Source organism: Paenibacillus sp. GCM10027626 (assembly GCF_042676285.1).
In the GTDB taxonomy this organism is placed as follows: domain Bacteria; phylum Bacillota; class Bacilli; order Paenibacillales; family Paenibacillaceae; genus Paenibacillus_Z.
In genome coordinates, this window is the sequence record NZ_JBHTHC010000003.1 from 388,447 (window position 1) to 413,843 (window position 25,397).

At 52.1% G+C, this 25,397-nt stretch carries 23 protein-coding genes; 10 read left to right on the forward strand and 13 right to left on the reverse strand.

What is annotated here, in order from left to right; all coding sequences use genetic code 11:
- Nucleotides 1–5 precede the first annotated feature (5 nt).
- From ACFQ0N_RS08840 to ACFQ0N_RS08855, 4 genes are all read right to left on the reverse strand, one after another.
- Nucleotides 6–779, reverse strand: coding sequence for a LamB/YcsF family protein (locus tag ACFQ0N_RS08840; protein WP_379324972.1), 774 nt, complete (start codon nucleotides 777–779; stop codon nucleotides 6–8).
- Between the two features lie 26 nt (nucleotides 780–805).
- Complete coding sequence (locus ACFQ0N_RS08845; protein ID WP_379324974.1) at nucleotides 806–1,810, reverse strand: 5-oxoprolinase subunit C family protein; 1,005 nt, start codon at nucleotides 1,808–1,810, stop codon at nucleotides 806–808.
- Nucleotides 1,807–2,538 carry a 5-oxoprolinase subunit PxpB gene (gene pxpB / locus ACFQ0N_RS08850; protein WP_379324976.1) on the reverse strand — a complete coding sequence of 244 codons (732 nt, stop codon included), beginning with the start codon at nucleotides 2,536–2,538 and terminating at the stop codon, nucleotides 1,807–1,809. Before pxpB ends, ACFQ0N_RS08845 begins: the two co-directional genes overlap by 4 nt.
- Nucleotides 2,539–2,669: 131 nt before the next feature.
- Nucleotides 2,670–4,058: an MFS transporter gene (locus ACFQ0N_RS08855; RefSeq protein WP_379324978.1), complete on the reverse strand. Its 1,389-nt coding sequence runs from the start codon at nucleotides 4,056–4,058 to the stop codon at nucleotides 2,670–2,672.
- A gap of 202 nt (nucleotides 4,059–4,260) precedes the next feature.
- Between ACFQ0N_RS08855 and ACFQ0N_RS08860 the strand changes: the two genes are divergently transcribed.
- Nucleotides 4,261–5,016: an IclR family transcriptional regulator gene (locus ACFQ0N_RS08860; RefSeq protein ID WP_379324980.1), complete on the forward strand. Its 756-nt coding sequence runs from the start codon at nucleotides 4,261–4,263 to the stop codon at nucleotides 5,014–5,016.
- A gap of 147 nt (nucleotides 5,017–5,163) precedes the next feature.
- Here the strand turns inward: ACFQ0N_RS08860 and ACFQ0N_RS08865 are convergent, their stop codons facing one another.
- Nucleotides 5,164–5,598, reverse strand: coding sequence for a hypothetical protein (locus ACFQ0N_RS08865; RefSeq protein ID WP_379324982.1), 435 nt, complete (start codon nucleotides 5,596–5,598; stop codon nucleotides 5,164–5,166).
- A 117-nt stretch (nucleotides 5,599–5,715) separates the two neighbouring features.
- On the opposite strand from ACFQ0N_RS08865, the gene ACFQ0N_RS08870 reads away from it, so the two are divergent.
- Nucleotides 5,716–6,303, forward strand: coding sequence for a TetR/AcrR family transcriptional regulator (locus ACFQ0N_RS08870; protein ID WP_379324984.1), 588 nt, complete (start codon nucleotides 5,716–5,718; stop codon nucleotides 6,301–6,303).
- An 816-nt stretch (nucleotides 6,304–7,119) separates the two neighbouring features.
- On the opposite strand, the gene ACFQ0N_RS08875 is transcribed toward ACFQ0N_RS08870, so the two are convergent.
- Nucleotides 7,120–8,094, reverse strand: coding sequence for an ROK family protein (locus tag ACFQ0N_RS08875; RefSeq protein WP_379324986.1), 975 nt, complete (start codon nucleotides 8,092–8,094; stop codon nucleotides 7,120–7,122).
- A 174-nt stretch (nucleotides 8,095–8,268) separates the two neighbouring features.
- Here ACFQ0N_RS08875 and ACFQ0N_RS08880 point away from each other — a divergent pair, with 174 nt between their 5' ends.
- Genes ACFQ0N_RS08880 through ACFQ0N_RS08895 form a run of 4 tightly spaced genes read left to right on the forward strand, consistent with a single transcriptional unit; the run spans nucleotide 8,269 to nucleotide 12,007 of the window.
- Nucleotides 8,269–9,327: an SIS domain-containing protein gene (locus tag ACFQ0N_RS08880; protein ID WP_379324988.1), complete on the forward strand. Its 1,059-nt coding sequence runs from the start codon at nucleotides 8,269–8,271 to the stop codon at nucleotides 9,325–9,327.
- Between the two features lie 24 nt (nucleotides 9,328–9,351).
- Nucleotides 9,352–10,149 (forward strand): DeoR/GlpR family DNA-binding transcription regulator, encoded by a 798-nt coding sequence (locus tag ACFQ0N_RS08885; protein ID WP_379324990.1) that lies wholly within the window; start codon nucleotides 9,352–9,354, stop codon nucleotides 10,147–10,149.
- Between the two features lie 29 nt (nucleotides 10,150–10,178).
- Nucleotides 10,179–11,045, forward strand: a complete 867-nt coding sequence (fba, locus tag ACFQ0N_RS08890; RefSeq protein ID WP_379324992.1) for a class II fructose-1,6-bisphosphate aldolase — start codon at nucleotides 10,179–10,181, stop codon at nucleotides 11,043–11,045.
- Nucleotides 11,042–12,007, forward strand: coding sequence for a 1-phosphofructokinase family hexose kinase (locus tag ACFQ0N_RS08895; RefSeq protein ID WP_379324994.1), 966 nt, complete (start codon nucleotides 11,042–11,044; stop codon nucleotides 12,005–12,007). Before fba ends, ACFQ0N_RS08895 begins: the two co-directional genes overlap by 4 nt.
- Before the next feature lie 62 nt (nucleotides 12,008–12,069).
- On the opposite strand, the gene ACFQ0N_RS08900 is transcribed toward ACFQ0N_RS08895, so the two are convergent.
- Nucleotides 12,070–12,966: an AraC family transcriptional regulator gene (locus tag ACFQ0N_RS08900; RefSeq protein WP_379324996.1), complete on the reverse strand. Its 897-nt coding sequence runs from the start codon at nucleotides 12,964–12,966 to the stop codon at nucleotides 12,070–12,072.
- Between the two features lie 581 nt (nucleotides 12,967–13,547).
- Here ACFQ0N_RS08900 and ACFQ0N_RS08905 point away from each other — a divergent pair.
- The 4 genes from ACFQ0N_RS08905 (at nucleotide 13,548) to ACFQ0N_RS08920 (ending at nucleotide 17,996) form a co-directional block, all read left to right on the forward strand.
- Entirely contained in the window at nucleotides 13,548–14,693 is a 1,146-nt protein-coding gene (locus ACFQ0N_RS08905; RefSeq protein WP_379324998.1) for a Gfo/Idh/MocA family protein, read from the forward strand.
- Nucleotides 14,694–14,729: 36 nt separating this feature from the next.
- Nucleotides 14,730–16,400: a glycoside hydrolase domain-containing protein gene (locus tag ACFQ0N_RS08910; protein ID WP_379325000.1), complete on the forward strand. Its 1,671-nt coding sequence runs from the start codon at nucleotides 14,730–14,732 to the stop codon at nucleotides 16,398–16,400.
- Nucleotides 16,401–16,607: 207 nt separating this feature from the next.
- On the forward strand, nucleotides 16,608–17,432 hold the full coding sequence (locus ACFQ0N_RS08915) for a hypothetical protein (RefSeq protein WP_379325002.1): 825 nt from the start codon (nucleotides 16,608–16,610) through the stop codon (nucleotides 17,430–17,432).
- A 162-nt stretch (nucleotides 17,433–17,594) separates the two neighbouring features.
- The gene (locus ACFQ0N_RS08920) at nucleotides 17,595–17,996 is read left to right on the forward strand and encodes a hypothetical protein (protein WP_379325004.1); all 402 of its coding nucleotides are present in this window, start codon (nucleotides 17,595–17,597) and stop codon (nucleotides 17,994–17,996) included.
- A 101-nt stretch (nucleotides 17,997–18,097) separates the two neighbouring features.
- Here the strand turns inward: ACFQ0N_RS08920 and ACFQ0N_RS08925 are convergent, their stop codons facing one another.
- The 6 genes from ACFQ0N_RS08925 to ACFQ0N_RS08950 all read right to left on the reverse strand — a co-directional run bounded on the left by ACFQ0N_RS08925 (nucleotide 18,098) and on the right by ACFQ0N_RS08950 (nucleotide 25,396).
- Nucleotides 18,098–19,066 carry a Gfo/Idh/MocA family protein gene (locus tag ACFQ0N_RS08925; RefSeq protein ID WP_379325006.1) on the reverse strand — a complete coding sequence of 323 codons (969 nt, stop codon included), beginning with the start codon at nucleotides 19,064–19,066 and terminating at the stop codon, nucleotides 18,098–18,100.
- Between the two features lie 98 nt (nucleotides 19,067–19,164).
- Nucleotides 19,165–20,502 (reverse strand): FAD-dependent oxidoreductase, encoded by a 1,338-nt coding sequence (locus ACFQ0N_RS08930; RefSeq protein WP_379325008.1) that lies wholly within the window; start codon nucleotides 20,500–20,502, stop codon nucleotides 19,165–19,167.
- A 520-nt stretch (nucleotides 20,503–21,022) separates the two neighbouring features.
- Nucleotides 21,023–22,036: a LacI family DNA-binding transcriptional regulator gene (locus tag ACFQ0N_RS08935; protein WP_379325010.1), complete on the reverse strand. Its 1,014-nt coding sequence runs from the start codon at nucleotides 22,034–22,036 to the stop codon at nucleotides 21,023–21,025.
- Nucleotides 22,037–22,176: 140 nt separating this feature from the next.
- On the reverse strand, nucleotides 22,177–22,770 hold the full coding sequence (locus ACFQ0N_RS08940; RefSeq protein ID WP_379325012.1) for a TetR/AcrR family transcriptional regulator: 594 nt from the start codon (nucleotides 22,768–22,770) through the stop codon (nucleotides 22,177–22,179).
- A gap of 26 nt (nucleotides 22,771–22,796) precedes the next feature.
- On the reverse strand, nucleotides 22,797–24,218 hold the full coding sequence (locus ACFQ0N_RS08945) for an MDR family MFS transporter (RefSeq protein WP_379325387.1): 1,422 nt from the start codon (nucleotides 24,216–24,218) through the stop codon (nucleotides 22,797–22,799).
- 167 nt (nucleotides 24,219–24,385) lie between these two features.
- A complete protein-coding gene (locus ACFQ0N_RS08950; protein ID WP_379325014.1) occupies nucleotides 24,386–25,396 on the reverse strand; it encodes a zinc-dependent alcohol dehydrogenase in 1,011 nt (336 codons plus the stop codon).
- Nucleotide 25,397 lies beyond the last annotated feature (1 nt).

The following is a 25,397-nucleotide window of genomic DNA, read 5'->3' on the forward strand; positions in this document are numbered from 1 at the left end:
TTCCCTTACTTGCTCTTGCCGATACCAACCGCTTGCACCAGCACCCCGGCCTCTGTCAAGGATCGGCGAATCTTTTCAGCAAAAGCTACGGCATGGATACCGTCTCCATGAATGCATATCGTGTCCGCTTGGATCGGGACATCAACCTGCTGCTGGGACATTACTTTCCCCTCAATAACCATCCGGATAACTTGATCGACCGACTGCTGATCATCGGTGATAAGTGAATTTGACAGCCGGCGCGACGTTAGCGACCCATCCGCTTGGTACGTCCGGTCGGAGAATACTTCGCTCGCCGTCCGCAGACCGGCCTTCTCTCCTGCCCGAATCAACTCGCTGCCGGCCAGCCCGAACAAGATGAGCTCCGGATCGATGCGGTACACCGCTTCGGCGATCGCCTCGGCGAGCCCTGCATTGCGGGCGGCCATATTGTACAGTGAGCCATGCGCTTTTACATGCTGGAGCTTCGCGCCCTCTGCACGGACAAAGCCCGATAAGGCGCCAATTTGATAGACGACGATGTCATAAGCTTCCTGGGGGGAAATATCCATATCGCGGCGCCCAAAGCCGATCAAATCCTGCAGCCCGGGGTGTGCGCCCAGCGCCACGCCATGCTCAAGCGCCAGCTTGACGGTACGGCGCATCGTAGTCGGATCGCCGGCATGAAACCCGCAGGCGATGTTGGCGGAGGTGACATGCTTCAACACTTCTGCATCTTTACCCATCGTATACGCGCCGAAGCTTTCTCCCATATCACAGTTCAAATCAACAATATGCATCCTCTTCATCCTTTCTCATGGTCACATCAATGAACCAGCTGCCGGAGACCAAGCTGCAGTGTCCGGAGCGCTGCCTGCTGCGCCAAAGCTCTTTGCTGCGCTTCGCGCAAATCAAGCAGTTGAAAGCCCACTTTCCCGCCCAAATTGACCTGCGCCAGCAGCGGCAAATCGGTCGAAATCACCTGCGCAATTTTCGGGTAGCCGCCCGTCGTCTGATGATCGGCCATCAGCACGATCGGATTGCCGTCCGGCGGTACCTGTACCGTACCGAAAGTTACAGCGGAAGACAGCATCTCTTTTGGCTCCGCCAGCTGCAGGCCGCTGCCTTGCAGGCGGTAGCCCATACGGTCGGACTGGGCCAGCACGGTAAAAGGCTCATGAAAAAAACGGTATTGGCTTTCTTGATCGAACAGCTCGTATTCTTGCCCGGCAGTCACATGAAGAACCGGCTGCGGGCTGTAGGCCGGAATAAGCTCTTGCGCTACCGACCAGCGGCTGACCGCAAGACTGTCGGCCGCAGCGGCGCCCGTCAGCAGCCGCTGCAGGCGCGCCGTGCGCTCCGAAGCACTGCCAAGCGGTATGCGGTCGCCCTCTTGCAGCGCTCTGCCTTGAAAACCGCCAATTTGCGCGCGCAAATAGGTTGAGCGGCTATTCATTTCTGCCGCCACATCGAGCCCGCCGCCGACGGCCAAATAAGCGCGGCAGCCCTCCTGCGGCTTGCCGAATTTCAGCACGCTCCCGCCAGGTGCGGCTATCGTTTTCCAGCGCGGGAGAGGATTGCCGTCCAAGGTCGGGGACAGATCGGCTCCGCAAATCGCAATTAGAACGGGCTGTTCCAGCACAATTTCAGGACCGATAATCGTCATTTCCAAGCAGGCTGCATTCTCCTCGTTGCCTACAAGCAAATTAGCGAGCCGCAAGGCCAGCCGGTCGACTGCGCCGCTGACGATAACGCCATATTTTTGCGCGCCGTATCTCCCCAAATCCTGCACCGTGGTCAAAAGCCCCGGCCTTTTAACTAACAAGCTCATTGCGGCTTCTCCTCCCACTGTTCATACTGCTCTCTGGAAATACGGCAGAAACGGACAATGTCCCCAGCCTGCAGCATTGTAGGCGGATTTAGCCCGGGAAGAAACAACGGCTGCGGCGTGCGTCCGATTAATTGCCAGCCGCCTGGCGTTTCAATCGGATATACGCCGGTCTGGTCGCCGGCAATCCCAACAGTGCCCGCCGGAATGGCCATCCGCGGCGTCTGGCGCCGGGGAGCGGCAATTGCGCCGGACATCCCGCCCAAATAAGCGAACCCGGGCGCAAAGCCAAGCATATAGACGAGATAATCGGCCGATGTATGAATGGCAATTACTTCCTCGGCATCCAGACCATTATGTGCGGCTACATCCACCAGATCAGGCCCCAAATCATCTCCATAGCATACTGGAATCTCTACCACGCGGGCCGGACTTACCGGCACGGCCTCCAGCTCCTGCAGCATATGGTTCAGCAACGCCGCAACAATCGCATATGGAAACTGCCGGTCCTCCGGCTCAACCAGCCCGGCATATTGGCTCATGACCGTCCAGCAATCGTAGTAAACGGTGACCGTCGTAAACGCCGGTACGCATTCGATCAGCCCTACGAACGGCTGCTCCTCAAGATAGGCAGTGAATTGCCTGACACGCTGATGAGTATCCAGTGAAATGGCATCACCCCACACTACTACAAGTGCCGAATCGCCCAGCGGCTTAAGTTCGTACAACAAACACACCTCACTACATAAGCCAAAGAAATCATGGCTTCAAATTACAAATTCCGTATTTCGGCATAAATAAACCGAAATACGGATATATAAGTATGCGACCATTATAGTCGAGATTGAAAAATATGCAAGTGCTACGCGTTTAGCTCAATTGCTTCATTTTCCACATCATGGCCGATTGGTTCCCACTTAATGAGCAATGTCGCTGCCAAGCCGAGAAACGGGACAATCGCCAACAGCAGTAATGTATTGTAAAGTCCGGCTGCCGCAAGCACTACCGGGAACAGGAAGAACCCCAGAATACTGCCAACCCGCGTCGCCCCCTGTCCGAAGCCAGCCCCGATGCCGCGCAGCTCGGTCGGATAGGACAATGTCGCCATCGTCATCCCTTGCGAGCCCGGCCCAAAGGCGTGGCCGAAGATGAAAGCTGCAAGAAGTACAACAGAGATGCCGATATATGTCTCGCCGAACAAGCCCATGCACAGCAAGCCAATGACTGCTGCGATGTATCCGACAATCGACAGCTTGCGCACGCCCCAGCTCGTATTTAAGGATGAACCGAGGAAGCCGCCCAGCGCGCCAAACAGGTTGAAGACGATCGTGCCGACAATCGCATAGATGACGCCTTTGCCGAATAGAAGCGTCGATATGGTAGGGATATAAAAGCCGACTGCGAAATACTCCATACTTTGTGTAAAGGTAATAATAGAAGCTAAAATTGTGCGAATCCGGTACTTGCCTTTAAAAATCGTCGTATACGGCACTTTTTTCTTCTTCTCCAGCCCGGCATGTCCCGCAGCCTCCGGATGAACGATTACCTCAATATTATAAGTTCTGCTGATAACCTTCGCGCCCTCTTCGATCGACAAATAATTGGCCGCCCACATCGGGCTTTCATTCATATAGAAGTAGCGCAAAAACAATACGATTAAAGCAAATACGCCGCCAAGGCCGACTGACCATCTCCAAATATATTCATGTTGATCAAGCAAGTAAAACGGCAGTGCAATCAATCCGGTCGCTGATGCTGCGCAAAACCATAACGGGCACCACAGCGTAACGTTAGACCCTTTTTTCTTCATATTGCTGTACTCCGCAATAAAGCTGAGCGCAATCGGAATATCCAGGCCAACACCAATGCCCATAAGCAGCCGAAAAATAATAAGGCAAGCATAGTTCGGCGACAATGCGGCGCCGAAAGCGGCAAATACCATCAAGAAAAGGTCAATCATAAACATCTTGTTCCGACCGAATTTATCGGTATAATACCCGCCAAACACAGCACCGAGCAAGGAGCCGACAGCCATAACCGCCGTCAGGCTGCCCAATTCTACAGAACTCAAATTGAACTGCTCCTGCAGCTGTGCGGTGCCGATGCCGATGCTCGTGAAATCATAAGCGTCTACGAAGACACCGGCTAGCGCGAGCAAAATAATTTTGAAACCCGACCTGCTGACTGGATTCGAATTGACGAAGTCAATAATATCCCGCCGGCTCCTGACTTCCAACACTTGTGTGCTCATCGTCGTTTCTAGCCTCCATAATAATTCCGAATTTCGGAATTCATGTACCGAAAATCAATCCCTATATATACGATCATTATAGTCGGTATTAAACGAATTGCAAGCAAAATTTTAAACGCGGACGATTAGGATTCGAATTATATTCGTTGTATACTGTTACAGAACAATGGATTACTGAGCATTAGCAAGCAGGAGGCAAACTGTGCAAAATAAAAACAAAACGGTCATGCGATCTATGGATCTTCTTAATCTATTCATCGCCCACCCGCAGCTTACCGTCAATGATATGGTGAAGTTGTCGCAAATACCGAAAACATCCGTACATCGCATGATCGGCTCACTCGAAGAAATGGGCTTTTTGACCAAGCGGGATGACGGCTGTTATACACTTGGTCTTCTCTTTCTCCAATTCGGCAATCTCGTAGCCGAGCGGCTCGATATTCGCCATATCGCCATCGATAGCATGCAGCGATTGCGCGATGAGACGAACAGGGCGGTACATTTGGCCATGCGGGATGACGATTCGTCCATCTATATCGAAAAATTGGAAACTGATCATCCTGTGCGGCTTTTCACCAAAATTGGCCGCAAGGCACCGCTATACGCAGGCGCTTCCTCACGCATCATCCTCGCTTTTATGCCCGAGAAAGAAAGGGAAGCGTACTTGCAAGCAATAAAGCTGCAGCCGCTATGTTCCGGCACGATTACTGACATGCAGCAGCTGCGGGCTGCGCTGGAGCAATCGCGAGCCGCAGGCTACAGCTTTAGCCGTTCTGAGCTCGAGCCGTACACGGCCGAATTAAGCGCGCCGATCTTCGACCATGCCAGCCAAGCAGTTGCAGCGTTAAGCATTGCCGGACTGGAGGTACAATTCGGGGAGGATGAGCTTCCAGCTCTCATTCAGAAAATTAAGCAGGCCGCTCGCCATATTTCACAAAAACTTGGCTACAGCGGGTAGCCTTCGTAAACGAATGGCTCGCCTCGGGCTTTTTTCGGAGTGATACTTAGAATTTATCTGCTGAAAATTTGCAAATATCACGGAAAAGCCATCTCATAGTAGTTACAACTACTTTTGAGATGGCTTTTCGTGGTTAATGTGTACTGATTAATCCCGAAAGGATTGAATCGCACCAGGCCATTGATCGCTTTCACAAGTGGCGGTAGCTTGCTTACCTTTGGCTGTGCTCTCTGACACTTTTTGATTATCGTAAAAAATTTGGCAAGTAATGTACGTGGCTGACTCTGAGGCTGTAGCCGAAAGTTGTGCTGACTTGAAATTAAATGGCTTGCTGTGGTCAACCTCTAGTTTTAGCTCATATGGCAGTGCAATATCTGTTTCTTCCTGTGATTCTGTCCCATTTCTTGTCTTCAACTCCACATAAACATGCTTAGCATTCGTACCATCACTTTCGATGACATACTTCACGATACCATTGTTACTAGCAGAAGTACCCGCTTCACCACATCCGAGCAAAGCAATCAGCAACATGATCGCGATGACGCAACCGCCCCACTTTGGTATGTTATATAAATGTCGCATAGGATCCTCCAATCATAATTTGAGGAAAAGTATATCACCCCCGCCGAAATAATACAACTGTATTATTTCGTTGTTTGCAGGTTCACCTTCTGCTACAATGAAAGCATGACAAAAATCGTGGATCATGATGAGAGAAGACTATTAATTGCTGAGGCTACACTGCGGGTCATTAAACAAGCGGGCATGGAAGGAGCGAGCGTTAGAAATATTGCCCGAGAATCCGGCTTATCGCTAGGCGCTTTGCGCCACTACTTTCCCAATCAGGACGAGCTGATCGCCTTCTCGATGAATCTGGTGAAAGAGCGGGCAACCGCGCGCATTTATGAAGTGATGTCCCGGGACATGCCGCTTTCCCGGAAGGCGCTGCATACTTTGCTTGAGCTTGTGCCCACAGATGACAACAAGCTGGCCGAAATGGAAGTTTGGTTCGCCTTTACCGCGCATTACCGCAATAAAAGCGCTGCCTTTGATGCCCAGCATGACGGGATCCTGCAGCTTATTGAACAACTGCTCGCCGCTCTGCATGAGGCTGAATTACTTAGGCCAGGACTGGATCTGGCCTTGGAGACAGAACGGCTGTACGCTTTTGTCGACGGTATCGCACTACATGCCCTGCTGGATAAGAAACGAGTAAATTATGAGCAAATCGAGAAACTCATCACCTATCACCTGAAATCGATCTGCACGGATGCAGCTTTCCCTTAAACCTTGTCTCTTGGCAGACTGTCGATGACTGTGGTAAGCGTGGACGAAGCTGCTCCGAAAGGCTCCGAGCGGACCGTCTGAGTATGTCGATTAATTGTGGATTGTCTGTTTACGTTGAATATGCATGTATATCGAGTCCAGTTCATTGCGCAATAACATGGAAAGATTTGCGGTACAATTGATGTAGCAAATACAACATTCTAACCCGCATTCTGCCGATTTAGACGCAAATGTTGTACGTTCTGTTACGTTCTGCAACAATCATCGCTAGTGAGGCCCCCTGGAGGAGCGATTTGTTGCATTTCATGCAACAATTTGGAGCCTACCTCCTTCCTCCCATCGATTTGTTGTACAAACTGCAACATTTGAGCGCCTTTTCCACAAATCCAAGTATCGGCTTTGCATGTTGAGACACCTCATTTTGGATTTGCGGGCGAATGACAGTCCCTCTTTTGCATCCAATTGGATAATTACTCATCGTTTCTAGTTGTCAACAGAAAATCGACAGACTCCGCAAGTCGGCCTACCTCAAGTCTGGAGCACAAAAAAGCCCGATGAACCTTGTTGATTCCTCGGGCTTGCAGAATTTATGGGGCCAAGCTATACTTCCCTTCAAATAACTGATTGTTCCATCCTTGTCAGCTTTGAATGCGAGCGGCTCGCCTACCTCATTGACAAACAGCAGCTCATCCACCTGTCTTAGCCTCGTTCGTCCATTCAAGCTAGGTAAAAACTTAGCCCCGGCCCCGGCGCGGCGCCAAACTTAAGCGCCGGAGCCAGCGCCAGAGCCGGAGCCTGAGCCGCAGCTCCCCGCATCTACGCGTCAGCCAGGCAGCGAAACGCCCACTTGGCGCTGCCGATAACGCCGGCGTCCTCGTTGCGTTCTGCGACAGCCAGCTCCAGCCGATCGCGGTAAATTTGCATGATGTTGGCAAACAGCACCTCTCTGACAGGAGCCATGAATCGCTCTCCGGCATGCAGCACGCCGCCGCCAAACACAATCATATCCGGGCTGAACAGCGGAACCGCGTAAGCAAGCGCGTGCCCAAGCATTGACCCGGTCAGCTCCATAATGGAAATCGCAACTTCGTCACCTGCATCATATGCGACAGAGACGTCCGCGGCGGTCAATTGCGCCGGATCAGCCTTCAGCTCAGCCAGCTTTGTCTGCTTGCCGGACAGTACAGCCTCCTTCGCCTGCCGCGCAATACCGGTAGCCGATACGACAGTTTCCAGGCAGCCCTTCAAACCGCAATTGCAATCGTATTCAACCCCTGGAATCGGAATATGCCCCAGTTCACCCGAGTAGTCTCCCCCGCCTTGATAAAGTCCGCCGTCATTCACCATCGCCGAAGCCAGCCCAGTACCGACTGTCAGCCCCAGCACATGGCGCCGCCCTCTGCCGGCCCCGGCAACGGCTTCCCCATATACATACATCCGCACGTCATTCTCCATGCAGACTGGAAGCTTTGTTAACTCCTGCAACTTGGCGACAACGGGATAATTGCGAAAATTCAAGTTAGAGGAATAAACGCTCATCCCCTTCTCAGGATCGACGAGACCGGGCATTCCAACCCCGATTCCGACGACGTCCTGAGCCGTCAGGCCGAACTCTTCAAGCGCCGCCCCAGCAAGCAAGGCAACGCGTTCCATCACATGATCGTTGCCTTTTTCGCACTCCGTGCTAATTTTCTTCGTCCAGACCACGTCACCTTCGCGGTCTACAATACCACAGACAATATTAGTGCCGCCAATATCAAATCCCAGCGCATAGCGCTGCTCTCCGTTCATCTTTCGATCCCCTCCGCAGGCGGTATTATGCAAAATGACTCTTCTTTCCTTTTAATATAAAAGTATGATCCGAAAAAATCAATCATGTCTTGCAAATTTCAATCAAATTTTGATTGAAATTTTCACCCTCCCGCGTTATAGTGAATACAAATTAATAATGAGGGGATGAACACCATGGGACAATACGGAGTATTGACTTATCCGGAAATTTCTTCACAGACTGAAGTTTTGCAAAGTGCATGGGATCAACTGGACGTTCAAAGCGGCTGGATTGAAACATACTTAAAGGACGACTCTTTCCGCGAAGTCATCTTCATCGGTTCCGGCTCTTCCTATTATCAGGCGCAAATTATGGCCGCTACCTTCCGCCGCCTGCTCGGCCGCTCCGCTTCGGCACAGCCATCTTCAGAATTGATGCTGTTCCGCGATCATGCGGCAATTCCAGGCAAAAAGCTGCTCGTCGGCGTATCGCGTTCGGGCGAGTCCAGCGAAGTTGTACTGGCGCTTAACGCCGTTAAAGAGTTGCCGGATTGGACAATTTGCAGTATTACTTGTTATGCTGACAGCCGTATGGGCAAAATGGCAGATTGCCTGCTATCGCCGAAGGGCGCTGAAAAAAGCGTCGTCATGACGAAATCGTTCAGCAGCATGACTTATATGATGCAAGCGGCAATTGCCATAGCATCGGGCAACGAGCAAGCGATCGCTGAAATGAAAGCAGTCCCGCAAATACAAGAACCAATCGTTGCGGCGGCCGATCAGCTCGCCAAACAAATCGTCGACGAGAACCCGATGTTCCTTAACTATATTTACCTGGGTATGGGGCCAATGACCGGCCTGACTCAAGAAGCTTGTCTGAAAATTAAAGAAATGTCCAATGTATGGACAGAAGCATTCGGCACACTTGAATTCCGCCACGGTCCAAAATCGATCATCGAGCAAGGCTCGCTCGTCGTGCTTCTGCTGTCCGAACAAGGCCGCTCCTATGAAGTTACTGTTGCTCAAGAAATGCAGCAATACGGCGCTAAAGTGCTGATCGTAACAGCAGAGCGCGGCGCAGACACCGACTTTGCCGACTATGTGCTTGAGACTGGCGGACGCAATGTCTCCGATGACGCGCGCTGCGCCGTTTATTTGCCTGTCCTGCAATATTTGGGCTACTATACAGCACTCAAGAAAAATGTAAATCCGGACGAACCGCGCAACTTGACGCAGGTTGTCAAAATTGACTAATTCCCGCATAAGGATGATGATGGCATGACGAACACCCACTTACCGAAACCGGAAGCAAGGCGCCAGCTGCTGCTCCAGCTTTTGAAGCAGCACAAGCAGCTCAGCATTCACGAAATGACCAGGCAGATGGGCTGCTCGGAGGCAACCGTGCGGCGCGATCTTGATCTGCTGGAACAGACCGGGGAAATTTTCCGGACGGCCGGTGGCGCCCGTTATGACGATCCGCTGCGAGGCATTAGCTTTCATGAGAAGGAACAGCTGTTTTGGAAAGAAAAAGAAGCGATTGCCGCGAAGGCGGCATCGCTCGTTCAGCAGGGCGATATTATCGGTCTGACTGGAGGAACGACAACGTTCCTTATCGCCAGAGCGCTTAAGGACCGCCATGAAATTACAGTCGTTACGAATGCAGTCAACATCGCAATGGAGCTTGCGGAAAGCAAAAAGATCCAGGTGGTGCTGACCGGCGGCGTAATGAGCAATGAAACGTTCGAGCTTTCCGGTCCGCTCGCCGAGGCCAAGCTGGACGGTCTGCATATTAACAAAATGTTTATCGGCATAGACGGTATCCATCATCAGAACGGCATTAGCACCCACTCCGAGCTGGAAGCGCGGATGACGAGCATAATGATGAGCCGCGCAGATCGCGCGATCGCCGTCTTCGATGGATCAAAAGCGAATAAAAGCTCTATTTTTCATATCAGTCCGATTTCATCGCTGGAAGCAATCGTATGCAATACGCCATTGCCGGCCGAGCTGCAGGAGGCCTGCGCCCGCGACAATGTAACCTTGCATATTGCCGATGGCGAGCCGGACGCGCTGTAACCAAATCATATCCTTCGGGAGGGAATTATATGCCATTAGTATCATCAACCCCGCTGCTGCAAGCTGCCCGTGCAGGCGGCTACTGCGTAGGCGCCTTCAACGTTCACACTCTGGAAATGCTGCAAGCTGTCGTCGAAGCAGCCGACGAGCTGCGCGCGCCGCTCATTATTCAATCAACTGTTGGTACGGTTAAGCATCTTGGCGCCGACTATATCGCCGCTGCTGCCACTGTTGCTGCCAACCGCAGCTCCGTGCCGATCGCCCTTCACCTTGACCACTGCTCCGACTTCGATCTGATCGTCAAATGTATCCGCGCAGGCTACACCTCTGTCATGATCGATGCTTCCCATTCGCCGTTCGATGAGAATGTCGCACGTACGAAGCAAGTTGTTGAAGTAGCTAAAGCAGCAGGCGTCAACACAGAAGCCGAGCTTGGCAAAGTTGGCGGCGTTGAAGACGATATCGTCGTTGAAGACCAGGACGCGATGCTGGCCGATCCGGAAGAATGCGCGAAATTTGTTGAGTTGACAGGTGTCGATACACTGGCTCCGGCAATCGGCACTGCCCATGGCATTTATAAAGGCGAACCGAACATCGATTTTGCCCGCATTGAAAAAATCGCATCGCTCGTGACGCTGCCGCTCGTACTGCATGGCGGATCCGGCATTCCCGACGAGCAGGTAAAACGCTGCGTGTCCCTCGGCATGGCCAAAATGAACGTAGCTACCGAGCTGCGCATCGCTTTCTCTGATGCGATTAAGAATGTATTTAAAGCTAACCCGGACGAAAACGATCCGCGTAAATATATGGTGCCGGCGAAAAAAGCATTGTTCGAAATGGCCGCAGAAAAAATCAGACTGATCGGCGCAGCCGGCAAAGCCGGAGATTTGAAATGAGTCAGCTTCATTTGACTACCGTCACCTTGAACGCGGCGGTAGATAAAACTTATTTTATCCCCTCGCTTGTCCCCGGACAGGCGAACCGGGCATCGCGCACGATCGCCCAGGCCGGCGGCAAGGGCATCAATGTAGCCCGCGTCGCCCATACGCTCGGCGAGCCGGTCATCGCGACCGGCTTTATCGCCGGGCTGAACGGCCAGGTGATTCGCGGCGGCTTGACGCAGGAAGGAATCGGCCATCAGCTCGTAGAAGCAGCCGCCGGCGAATCCCGCACCTGTCTCAACCTGATTGACGAATCGAACGGCGAGTCGCTGGAGGTGCTGGAAGCCGGCCTCAAGATCGGCGATGATGACTGCCGGCAGATGATTGATAAAGTGAAGCAGCTTGCCGCTTCCTCTTCCGTCATCGTCATGTCGGGCAGCATCCCGGCCGGCGGCAGCCCGGATCTGTATCAGCGCATTATCGAAGCTGTCAAGCCGTCAGGCGTGCCTGTCATTCTTGACGCGAGCGGCGAGGCGCTTGTCGCCGGAATTGAAGCCGCTCCTTTCATGATCAAGCCGAACAAGGAAGAAATTACTCGCCTGATGGCGAGCAGCAGCTTCATCCCTGAAGGCTCGGAGGAAGAGCAATTGCTGCAAATGATCCGCCACCTGATGGAAACGAAGCAAATCAATTGCGTCGCCGTCTCGCTCGGGGAGCAAGGCGCTATGGTCGGCTTCGGCGGCCATGTCTATAAAGTTGGCGCCGCCAAGGTGAATGCCGTCAATCCTGTCGGCAGCGGCGATTCCTTTGTCGCCGGCTTTGCCGTTTCCCTGCACCGCGGCTACGATATTGCGCGTGCACTGCAGCTTGCTTCAGCTTGCGGCGCATCCAACTCCTGCCACGAGGCCGCCGGCGTCGTGCAGCCTGCCGATGTCGCTCGTCTGGCCGAGCAGATTGAAGTGCAGCAAATTATATAATCAGTGCCCGCCGCACATGCCAAAAAGCTCCCTGATGCTCATAATCAGGGAGCTTTTTTTGTTTAATCAATACGCGCCTTCACCGATCTGGCATATTCCGACGGGCTCATGCCTGTCCACTTTTTGAAGGTGCTGGAGAACGCATGAATCGTGCTGAAGCCGAGCTTTTCGGATATTTCCGTGACACTGTCCGCATTCTCGCGAATATATTGCTTCGCCTGCTCCATTTTCAGCTTATTGAAATATTCCTTGATCGTGTGGCCTGTATTTTCCTTGAAAATCGTCGCTATCTGGGTCCGGCTAATATGAAAATGATCGCAAATATCAGCCACTGTCAGAGCTTTGCCGATATTAGCATACATATAATTGATCATCTGCCGGGCAATATCGTCCAGACGCTTTTCCTGGGCAAGTGTCGATAGCCCTTTGACCGTCTCGGGAAGCATATTGCGGCGCAGCAAGCGCAGCAGAAAAATTTCCAAATAATTTTTGACCAGCTGTTCGCTGCCTGCGGGCGCATCTTTGCGGCGCTGCAGCGGGTATTGGAACGGGAAGGTGAACGCATGCTGCGCCTCGGCAATGAATTGGGCAAGCAAATTGCGCTCATCGCTGTCCAGACGAATAATCCGCCCGTAAAAATTGCGCATCGCCTCCGAATGGCAATCAAACGTAATGACGATGAAATTCGGCGCCGTTCCCTTTATCGCGTGAAATCGGTGAAATTCATTCGGTTTATGGAAGATAATGCTCCCTTGCGACAGCAAATGCACATCCGCGTCGGCCGTCACTTCGATTTCGCCCTTATCGACGTAGAGAAGCTCCCAAAAATCATGCCGTTCTCCCCTAAAGACATAATTGCGATCCCGCTCAGAGTAATGCAGCGTAATTAAATTATCGATCACGATCGTTTGATCGAGAAAAGTGCGAGTCATATTGTCCAGGTCAAACTGTGTTGACATTGCACTTCTTGCTCCTTCCACACTGAAAGCTCCTGCTGTTTGGTTTAATAAAAACGCCTGACGGCGTCCTTGGCGTGGGCAAGTTTCTTCCCCTGAAATTTTATTAGTATTCATAGCCGGCAGGCAGTGGTCAATGGTTGAGCCCCGAAGAAGGGGCAAGCTGCAAAGCGAGTTCGTCCAACGGAAGCCACAGACCTTATTTCGCCAATAACCCCTCATTTTGAAATCTAACGGATCTGAGCGATCTTAATTAGACGTTTTCTTGCGAAATCGGCCAATTATCATCAAATAGCGGCGCACAGTTCCGTTACAATTTCAGATCGGTCGAATTTTCGGAAATAGCGGCCGTGAGATCCGTTAAAGTAGGCTACACTGACTCCGTCTTTGAGGCGCAGCAAGTTTCATCCCTTAAAAAATCTGCTCTCTCTATCATACCGCAAACGCTGGACAATTGGGAGCCAGGCCCCTCTAAAATCGCGAACAAAAATGACAAAAACTTAGTCCTTTTGAGTAAAGAAACAAGGGCGCCAATCCCTTATACTGACCATAAATCCACGAATACAAAAAGGAGCTTTACAATTATGAGATTAGGCGTTATTGGCTATGGTGAACGCATCCGTCATATGATCGGCGAAATCATCAAATTGCATCCGGCTGCGCATGTGGCCGCTATTGTAGATATACGTCAGGATGTCATTCGCGAGGAGCGCCTTCGCAATGGCGAGGACAATGTCAGCTACTTTGCATCCGCCGATGAAATGCTGCAATCCGGCAAAATCGATGCCGTACTGATCGGCACCCGCTGCTCGCTGCACACGACGATGGCCTTGAAGGTGATGAAAAAAGGCTTGCCGCTGTTTATGGAGAAACCGGTAGCGACCACTCCCGAGGATTTGCATCTTCTTAAACAAGGCTATGAGCAAACAAAATCCGGCGTCATCGTCTCCTTTCCGCTGCGCCTGACGAGCCTCGTCCAGCTGGTCAAGGAGATTGTAGATTCAGGCAAGCTGGGCACAATCGAGCACGTACAGGCCGTGAACAACGTACCTTACGGAAATGTATACTTCCAGAACTGGTACCGGGACGAGCAAGAGACGCAGGGGTTGTTTTTGCAAAAAGCCACACATGACTTTGATTACATCAACGCTGTTGTCGGCCTGCGTCCTACTGTCGTTTCCGCCATGGTTTCAAAGCAAATTTTTAAAGGCGACAAGCCTGCCGGCCTGAAATGCGTAGATTGCGAAGAAAACAGAACCTGCCTGGAAAGCACAGCCTTCAGCGATGAAGCGACGCAAAAAGCCTGGCCTTATTGCTGCTTTGCAGTGGATACGGGCAATGAGGATTCCGGCAGCGCGCTGGTCCGCTACGAGTCCGGCATGCATTTGTCTTACTCGCAAAACTTCTTTGCCCGCCGCGGCGCGGCTGCGCGCGGAGCCCGCTTCCTCGGCTACAAAGGAACGGTGGAATTCGATTTCTATACGGGCATCGTGAAAGTATTCATGCATCACACTGATCGAATTGAGACCTATGAGCTGTCGGCCAGCAACGACCACTTCGGCGGCGACAAAGCGCTTGCCCAAAACTTTATCGATATGGTTACGGGCGGTGCGCCGTCCCTATCCACTTTGGACGACGGCCTGATGAGCGCCTTCATGTGTCTGGCAGCCAAGCGCTCCTCGGAGACAGGCGTATTCCAATCGCTCGACTGGTCCAACAAGCTTGTCTAATTTTACCGCCTAAATCACCTATTATCGGAGGTTTAAATGATGCAAAATCAACAAGCGGAAATACAGTTCGAAACTCGTACGATCAGCTCGCTGTATAAAGTGTTTTGCGATGAGGAGCTGCACGCGCAACCGTTGGAGCGCGCTACCGCCCTTGCAGGCGAGCGCTACTCCTTCCAAGTTGCTTACCGTTCGCCTCATAACCATAAAATGGACATTACAGCCCATGCAGCCTGCGATATTGCCGCTGCAACTGTACGCGAGGTCGGCTACGCCCCTTCCAATGTCCCCAATTACGGCGACCACGATGACAATGTGCTGCGCACTACGCCCGGATTGTATCCCGATCCGCTTTTTCCTTTGGATGAAGGCAGCAGTCTGGCAGCTTACCCCAAGCAATGGCGCGCCGTTTGGGTAACGGTATCATTGCCGGCGGACGCAGCAGCCGGAGTTTATCCGATCCGCGTTGCTTTGCTCGATGGCGAGGGCAAGCAGGTTGGCGCGGCCGCTTTGGAGCTCACCGTACTTCCTGCTGTCCTGCCCGAGCAGCAGCTGATCATGACCGACTGGTTCCATACCGACTGTCTGGCCACTTATTACAATGTGGAAGTATTTAGCGAGCGGCACTGGCAAATAATCGAAGCCTTCGTCAAAACGGCTGTTGCAAACGGAATGAACATGATTTTGACGCCGATCTTTACCCCGCCGCTCGATACTAAGATTGGCGGCGAACGTCCGACTGTGCAGCTTATCGATGTCGAAGTGACAGACGGCGCCTACCGTTTCGGCTTTTCAAAACTGGAGCGCTGGATAGAAATGTGCAGCGCTGCCGGCATCCGCTATTTTGAGCTCGCTCATCTGTTCACCCAATGGGGAGCGAAGCATGCGCCGAAAATTGTCGGCACCGTGGATGGCGAGATGAAGAAGCTGTTCGGCTGGGAGACCGAAGCGACCGGCGAGCAGTATAAAGCCTTTTTGGCCGCTTTACTGCCGAAATTGACGCGTTTCCTGGAAGATAAAGGGCTGAAAGGCCGCTGTTACTTCCATATTTCCGATGAACCGCATCAAACCCAAATTGAAGATTATAAAAAAGCGAGCGATTGGGTAGCCTCCTTTATTGAAGGCTGGCCGACGCTTGACGCGCTGACAGACTACGAGCTGTTCGAGCAGGGCTTAGTGCAAAAGCCAATCCCTGCCTCGAATCATATAGAACCTTTTCTGGAGAACAAAGTTGAAGGGCTGTGGACCTATTATTGCTGCGGCCAGTACCGCGAAGTTTCCAACCGTTTCTTCTCGATGCCATCGCAGCGCAATCGCATTATCGGATTGCAGCTGTACAAATTCCAGATTGAGGGTTTCCTGCATTGGGGGTACAATTTCTGGTATACGCAATATTCGATCAAAGCGATCGATCCTTACCGGGTAACGGATGCTGGCGGCGGTTTCCCGTCCGGCGATTCTTTCCTTGTCTATCCGGGCGAGGACGGCACACCGGTCGAATCGCTTCGCCTCGTCGTATTCACCGAGGCGCTGCAGGACATGCGGGCATTGCAGCTGCTTGAGAGTCTGGCAGGGCGGGAGCGCACACTCGAAATTTTAGAGGAGGGGCTTGCTGAGCCGCTTACTTTCAGCAAGTATCCGACCGATGAAGCTTGGCTGCTTGCCTGCCGCGAACGGATCAACGCCGCGATCGCCGCTCATAGCAAATAAGGAGCTGCATGCTCTGTTGACAATGGCATAGCCTGTGCGGTATAGTTGAATGAACAATTGACATTCGATTACGGAAGCACCGTAAGCAAGAATCCCGTTAGAGGGATTCCGCGCTTGCGGTGCTTTTTTGCGTACAGGTTGATCCGGCTGATCGCTGCCTGTCTTAATGTCACATCATTCATTTGACTTAAGGAGGGTTTCAGCTCAATGTCCATTTTCAGAAAATTGCTTCTGGCCATCGTTTCGATGCTGCTGACCGCAATGCTGCTTGCCATTCCCTTTCCGCCGGCTCCTGCAGCTGCAGCGATCCAAGTGTCTGCTGCCGTCAAGAATGCGCTGGACAAGCTGCTTGCCGCGTCCACTGCAACAACGCAGGCAAGCATCCGCACCGCTTACAATGAGTTTGTCCGGCTTCAAGGTGAAGATGCGGAGTGGGACAGCAAGCTTAAGACGCTTCAGCAGCAAAATACCGCCGCCGAGCAGCAGGTTCGTAAGCAAATCTCCGCGATCGACAGCGCTAAAATTAACGCCCTGAAGCAGCAGGCCGAGCAAGCGCGCGCCCGCTACAAAACATTATTCGAGCAATATGCCTTTATTAACCGGCAGCTGGCAACCGCCCGCGCGCTCAAAAATAAGACCTCGACCGCTTTGCTCCGCAATCAGGCCGAGCTGATGAAGCCTGCCGTACAGCTCGCCCGCAGCGATATACGCGGCAAGGACACCCTTCTCAAAAGCGCAAGACAAGCTGCGACCCAGCGGAAAAACAAAATAAAAGCTGATCTCGCTGAGACGGCCCCGCTAAAAACAACGCGCAAAAATTTAAAACAATCTATAACGGACCAAAAGAAGAAATTAGCCGCCGAGTGGAAGCAAGCCAGCGCCGCTATACGTCAAGCCAACAGCGCCGTAACGCTGCGGTCGCTCGCATCTGCCGCTGCCGCCAGCAGCCAATTGGTCGAATTAAAGAAAAGCGCACATGCAACAGAAAGCAAAATTGCTGCAGTGATCGAGCGGGCGAGAAAGCAGCTTTGACAGGCAATCGTCACATAGATTTAAGCTCTTTTTAAGATCCGATCGTTATACTGAATATACAGGATAATTTTTTTGCAACCTTTTTGCCGTCCGTCCGTAGAAGTAAAGTATTGCAGTACAACACGGCTTACGCCGTCCTTTCAAGGAAAAGAGGTTCTGATTATGAATCCGAAACGTATGATTATCGCTGGGACGATGGCCTTTGCCATTGCTGTCAGCATGTTGAGCGATGAGACAAGCGCCTCATCCATCACCGGAGCTGCTCCCAAATCGGGAGTTCAGCCAACCTTGACGGAGAAAGCCGCCCCTCAAGAAGACTGCTTCCTCGAAGCGCTCGGTGCGGCATCTGAAGAAGATGTTTACGATGCCCTATATAACGGCCAATCTCTGTCGCAAATTGCCGAGAGTAACGAAGCCGATGTCCAGCCTATTATCGATCTGCAAATAGCTGAAATGACCGTACAATTGAATGAGCGACTGCTCAGCGGCAGCCTCACTTTGGGTGAATATCATGCCCAGCTGGCTGAGTTGCCCGAAATTATTACTAGAAGTGTCTATGGCTGACAAGGCTCAACCGTTCTTAGCTCCAACGAGCTCATAGCGGTTGGACAACCTGTAAAGTTGCTGAAGGGGCTGCCCGCGTCTGCCGGGACAGCCCCTTCTCGTTATATCCGCACCGGCTGTCCGATTGCTGCCGAATGATTTGCAGCAACTGCGATTTGCTGACTGCGCCAGGCATCTGCATAAGATGATAAAATGCGCGAGGAATCGCCTGTCCGCAAAGCATGAATGAAGGCTTCATTTTCGCTTGCATAAGGATCGCTGCTATTGTTATACTCAGTCGTTCTCCCTGCCGCTATATCCTTCAAGCCGCTGCTGCTTATTTCCAGCACTCCGCCGTCTGTATATACATGCAGGCCCGCCCAATGATCCACCGGGAGCATGCAGCTATTCGAAATCGTTGCCACCGCCCCGCTCGCCAGCTTCAATGTCACCGTTCCGACGTCAGGAACCGATACCCCTTCCGCTTTCTCATGCATCGAGCGCTGCCCATATGCCGCATACACTTCCGTCACTTCACCCAACAAATAACGCAGCATATCAATGATATGCGTCGTCTGCTCCACAAACTGGCCGCCCGATCCATCTGCCTTGCGCCACCAATATACGCCAGGCATCCCGCCAAGCCAATAGCCTAATGCCATGCCGACCGTCTGCTCCTGCAGCATCGCTTTTGCCCGCTGAGTGCCGTCCATGTAGCGAAAATGATAGCCTACTGAGGTCAGAAGCCCTTTGCTTTCCACTTGCTTCAATACAGCTGTCGGCGTCTCCAAGTCAACGCCTAACGGTTTTTCCACCAGAAACGGAATTTCCCGCTTGGCCAGCGCCAGCTCGATCTCACCGTGCGCAAAGGGCGGAACACATATATAGACTGCATCCAATTTGCGGTCATCAAGCATTTGCTCTACCGAATCGTAGCCGCGGGCATCTGAATAGTCTTGCGCCATGCGCTCGGCCTTTTCCTTGCTGGAGCCGCAAATGGCGCTGACCTTGACGCCATCCATCGCACTAAGCTGCTGCGCGTGCTTTTTACTAAATCCGCCATTCCCAATCATGCCAATATGCAAAGTCATCTCGTTATTCCTCCTCAATGAACCCTATTCGGTTCGAATAACTACTTCCCCCTGATATTGCCATCTTCCTTCCGCCAGCTGAAAAATTTCTGCGCGCGTTACAGTCCCAGCTCGGCATGATCAGCAAGCAAACGAGCCTGCAACTGCTCGATAGGCACGTCTACCGCATTGCATTGATGCAGAAATGCCAGCGCGGCCGCAGTGCCCGCAGCCTGCCCAAGCGCCATGCAGCTTGGTGTCAACCGTGTCGTGGCCTGGGCTTCGTGCGTTGTTGAGATGCATCTGCCAGCCAGCAACAAATTCGCTATTTGCAGCGGGACGATGCTGCGGTACGGAATATCATATGCTCCGCCTTCTTTAATAAAATTAGCGGTCACACCTTTTCCTTCAGGATTGTGAATATCGATTGGATAGCCGCTTCTGGCAATGACATCGGAAAATCTGCGCCCATCCAGCACATCCTCGCCATTTAATACATAATGTCCGATAATCCTTCTTGTTTCCCGCACGCCGATTTGCGTCCCTACAGCCGATACACTGGCTTTCTCGAACCCGGGAATTTTCGTTTTGAAAAACGCTGCAAGGAGCAGCACTTGCCTGCGCCCTTCGATCTCCGCCTTTGATAAATCTGCAATATTAGTTGGGTCCAGGCCTGACACGCGAGATACGTTAACAAGCACCTCATCCTCATTTGGCCCGGCAAAAAATAACAACCCATCGCGCTCAATCGGCAGCCCGGCTTCTTTCCAGTGCTTATAAAAGCCCATGACCCCTGACAGCGGCAGATGGTCAAGCTCGGCAATAAGCGATTTTTCGTAAAACTCCTCCGGATGCTGCTGCATATATTGCTTGACCTGCGCCAAATCCACACCCCGCATGCGGAATTTCATCGTCATCGGCTGCACCTTCCGCTTCTCATTTCCCTGCTCCCACGGCGCCCCGGCCATATAGGCAATGTCGCCATCTCCTGTAGCATCGACGTACACCTTTGCTTGCAGCTGCGAAATGCCGCCTTTATGCTGCAATGTAACCCGCTTGACGCAGTTGTCCTCCGTCACAACATCCATAACGGTAGAATGAAGCACAACCTCTACGCCCGCTTCCTGCAGCATGTCGTAAGCCAATACTTTGTAGACCTCCGGATGGTAAGGCGTCAAAGTATGAACAAAGCCGATCGTATCCCGCACATGCCCCGGAGAAGCGCCAAGCGCCATAAGCCGGTCAACAATTTCTTGCGCCACCCCGCGAATAACTTGATCCCCTGCCGCGGAATGAAAAGTCATCCACGGATATACCGAGGCAATCGTCGACATGCCGCCCAAAAATCCGTATCGTTCCACAAGCACCGTCCTTGCGCCATTCCTCCCTGCACTGATAGCGGCGGCGATACCCGCAGGCCCTCCACCCAACACAGCCACATCATAATTATATTCCATGATTCGCTTCTCCCTTCATTTTTGGAGCGCTCCCAAAATAGAGTTAAGAAGGCTGCTCCACGGTGTCATGAGCCAGCCATATGTTGTGCTTATTCAAATACATAGAGCTCAACCTTAAATGCTGATCTCGACTTCCTTTACCCCAAAACTAACTGGATTTCATGTAGGTATATACGCCAGAACAGACGGATTTTGCAGTCTAACTGGAAATCATCCAGCTAGTTTGGGCCAAATCGAGTCTGTCCCTCTCTAACTCCCATTCTAACTGTAGGTTTTCCATCTAGTCCGGCTATCTAACGAACAAAACATAAAACGAACTGTAGAAAATCCATTTAGTCGGCCAATATGAATAAATTCAAACTCATATTGCTGTAAATCAACAGCCTTGCAGTTTATGTAACATTCCCGTTCGATCCCCCTCCACGGCCGAGACGATCGCAGCAGAGGGAGCGAGCGGCAGCCAGGGCCCAGGGACAGCCGGGGCAACCGCCCCCCACTCCCCTAAGCAACGGACGGGCTATTACAACGTCCCTCTGACCACTAGCTCATTGGCGATCAGAATGTCCTTCTCTTCGTCGGCAGGCAGCTCGCCGCGCAGCATCGCCATCAGCAAAACCGTCGCTTCCCGCCCTAACCGGATTTTGTCCTGGCGAACCGTTGTTAGCGGCGGAGTTACATACGACGCAGCTTGAATATCGTCATAGCCGACGACAGCGACGTCTTCCGGTATCCGCAGGCCTGCCGCCTGCAATACCTCGATCGCTCCGAATGCCATTAAATCATTAGCGGCAAACACCGCGTCAATCGCAATACCCTTGGCCAGCAATTTCTCCATCTGTCTGCCTGCTTCAGCCCGATCAGCTCTGCCTACAATCGTCCGTGCAGGATCGGCTGCGACCCCTGCCTCCTCCAAAGCTTGACGAAAACCTCTAAAGCGCTCTGCTTCGTGATACATGCCTTCAAGCCCTTCAATATAGACGATGCGCCGCCTTCCGCTGGCCAGCAAATGCCGTGCCGCCTGATAAGCGCCATCATAGTAATCGGAGGTTACACAAGCAAGCGGCAGCTGCTCGAAGCAGCGCTTGCCTACTAGCACGAACGGAATTTGCTGCTGCCGGTAATAGCGCAAACATTCTTCCTGGATATGCTCGCCCATTACGATGAGCCCGTCGACCTTGCGCCTGATCGCCGCCCGCTTCCAATCCTGCTGCTCCGATCTGCTGCTGCCCGCAAACAGCAGCAGATCATAATCACTTGTCACCGCCTCGGTCTGAATGCCTTGCAATACTTCATAGAAAAGATGATGCGTCAAATAGTGCGGGTCCTGGCTAAACACCATGACGCCGATGTTGCCTGTGGCACCGCCAGCCAAGCTGCGCGCCTGCGGATGAGGCACGTATCCGGTCTGCTCAATAATTTGCAGCACCTTTTCCCGGACATGCGGCTTAACCCCAGGCTGTTGATTGACGATTCGCGATACTGTCCCCCGAGAAACGCCGGCCAGGCGGGCAATCGATTCTAAAGTATGCTTCATTTGTTACCACTCTCTTTTTTGGGAGCGCTCCATTTTTATAAATATGCTTATATTATTATTGAGAATCTGCCGAAAGTCAATGCAAAAGCGCACAAAAAGGCTGCCTGCAGCGCACAAGCTTCTGCAAAGCAGCCTTCTTTTTACACAGCTTCAAATAACGGTTCTACTAAAGTGGCAATAAAATGATCGGCAATCTGCTCAGCCTGATACCCCTGCTCTTCCAAGTGAATGATCAGCTCGGGCCGCAAAGAGGAAATCATCAGACTCGCCGTAAATGCGGGATCGAGCGGTCGCAGCTGGCCCGCTTCAGCCGCCTCCTCCAACAACCGCTGGATCGTTTCCCGCAAAAAGACACACGGGGGAAGCTCGAATAAATTGCTTCTGGCCTCCTCCAGCTTGTCCGTATGAGTCACCGCCCGGATCCATGCAAGGTCTTCATGCATGATCTGTATGATCATTCTCATAACAGCAGCCAGCTTCTCCATCACGGAGGCTGAAGCAGCATGTGCGAGCAAATAGTCGTAGATGCCTGCTTTAAATTCTTCGAATCTGGCCTCCATGATGCAGAAGCAAAGATTGCCTTTATTCGGATAACGCCGATACAGCGTGCCTTGCCCGATGCCCAACGTTTTCGCTACCTTATGCATACTGACAGCTTCCACGCCATCGCGCTCGAACAATTGCCGGGCCGTCCTCATGATCTCTTTGCTGAGATCGTCCGTCCCTTTGACCACTGCAGTCACTTCCTTCTCCGAAATAATTAGCCTTCCTGCTTGACTGGCTCCTCCGGAGCCTTGGTCTTCTTAACAAAGAGACCGAGGGCGAGGGCAATGAAACCGATAATAAAAGCAATCAGAAATGCGTCATGCATTCCTGCCACAAGGCCTTCAGCCTCAGTCGGATTAGCGGCAGTTGTAAAATATCTTTTTGTGCCTGCTGACATAATGCTAATAAACAATGCCGTACCAATCGCGCCGGACACCTGCTGCAAGGTGTTCAAAATGGCTGTTCCGTGCGGATACAAATTCCGCGGCAATTGATTAAGCCCTGTTGTTTGGGCGGGCATCATCACCATGGAGATGCCGATGAGCAATATAATATGCAGGGTGACAATATAGCCTACGCCGGTATCGACAGAGATTCCAATAAATAAGCCCAGCGCGACAAGCACCAGCATAATACCGGGAATGACGAGCACTCGCGGCCCGAATTTGTCAAACAATACACCGGAAACCGGCGCCATCAACCCGTTGACAATACCGCCCGGCATTAAGGTGAGACCCGCTGCAAAGGCCGTCATCATCAATGTTTTCTGCAAATAAAGCGGCAGCATAATCATGGTAGAGAACAAGGTCATCATCAGTACAAGCAGCAGCAAAGTGACCAATGAAAACATTGGATATTTGAAGGCGCGCAAATCGAGGATCGGTTCACGCACGATCAGCTGACGGATAACGAACAATATGAGGGCAATGCCACCTGCCGTAATCGTCCAAATGACTAGCGGATCACTCCATGAGCCTTCGCCGGCCTTACTAAAGCCGTACACCACGCCGCCAAAGCCGATTGACGACAAAATGATCGACAGGATGTCTACTCTCGGCTTCGTCAGTTCCGTTACATTTTTCAAATATTTCGCAGCAAACGCAATCGAAAACAGCGCGAGCGGAATGACCAGATAAAACAGCCAGCGCCAGCTGAGCTGCTCGATGATCAGACCGGACAAAGTCGGGCCGATTGCCGGGCCGAACATAATGACCAGACCGATCATGCCCATCGCACCGCCGCGTTTTTCGGGCGGATAGATGACAAGAATCGTATTCATCATCACCGGCAGCATCAGCCCTGTCCCAAAGGCCTGCACAATCCTGCCGATTAACAGAAACTCAAATGACGGGGCAATCCCGCAAATCACCGTGCCCGCCAGAAACAAAATCATCGCAGATAAAAACATCTGCCTTGTCGTAAACCATTGCTGCAGCAATGCAGTTACCGGTACAAGGATGCCGATTACAAGCATGTAAACGGTCGTCAGCCATTGAATAACCGATGGCTCAATCTTGAATTGCTTCATCAATTCCGGAAACGCAATGTTCAGCAGCGTCTCATTCAAGATCGCTACGAATGCGCCAATAATCAACGCGGCAACAATAGGCCCTCTCTTGATTCCACTTATGTCGATGGAACCTTGGTTTTCTGTACTTGCAGCGTTCAAGTATGTTTCCCTCCTCAGCCTTGCGGACAATTGTCCGCAACACTCCAAAAAATGATCGGACAATTGTCCGACCATTCGATTCTAGCAGAATATAAAAGATTTTGTCAAAATAAATTACAGTAAAGCTTTCTCCCCTAACTTCCGTACTGCAGCAGCGTGCCCAAGATCCGCGCATCCCCATTCCGGTATCGCTCGTAGGCCTCCGCCGCTTGTGCCAGCGGGTAGACATCAGAGATAAGCGGGGCCACCGAAATGCGGCCTTCCGCCAGCAATTGAATATAAGCGCCGACATTGCGCCCTTCCGTCCACCGCACGAATCCAATCGGATAGTCCCGGTTGTCGCGCTCATAACTTTTATCGTACCGTCCAGGGCCGCCGGCGCGGGAAATAAGCACCTCAGCCTCCTTAATAAACATTGCCTCACGGGAAAATTCAGTCGTTAAATCGCCGACAATAACAATTTTCCCTTTGTTGCGAATCCAGGTTAATGCCTGGTTAATAAGCGCCTCTCCCGAACCGCTCGCACATAAAATGACCGTATCAACGCCATACCCGCCTGTCAAGGCCGGCAAGCGCTGCGTAAGCTGCTCCGCATCGTCAAACACATCGGCGATACCTTGCCGTCTAAGCTGCTCCACCCGTTCGCTGTTCAAATCAAGGCCGGCGACTCGTACCGCTGCCGCCGACGCAATTTGCGCTATCATTTGGCCCAAAATGCCCAGCCCGACTACAACCGCCGATTCGCCAAAGCGTAAATCTGCCGTGCGCAGTGCATGAATGGCAATGGCCCCAAGACCGGCAAAAGCCGCCTCCTCTAATTTTACTTGCTCGGGGACGACCGCCACCAGATTCGACGGCACGGTCAAATATTCCGCATGGCCGACATAGGGAGCACCATAACAGGCAACCTGCTGACCGGCCTCGATCCCGCTGACCTGTTCGCCAATTGCTTCCACAATACCTGCCGCACTATAACCGAGGCGCATTCCTTCCTGACGGTTAGCCGAATTTCGCAATATAGTCATTTCTGTACCTGGGCTGATTGCCGAGAATGCTGTACGTATGCGCACATGACCGGAAGGAATAGCCCCTTGTTCCGCGTCGGCAATTACAATTTCCCCTTGCTGCGCTGTTACTCTTTTCATC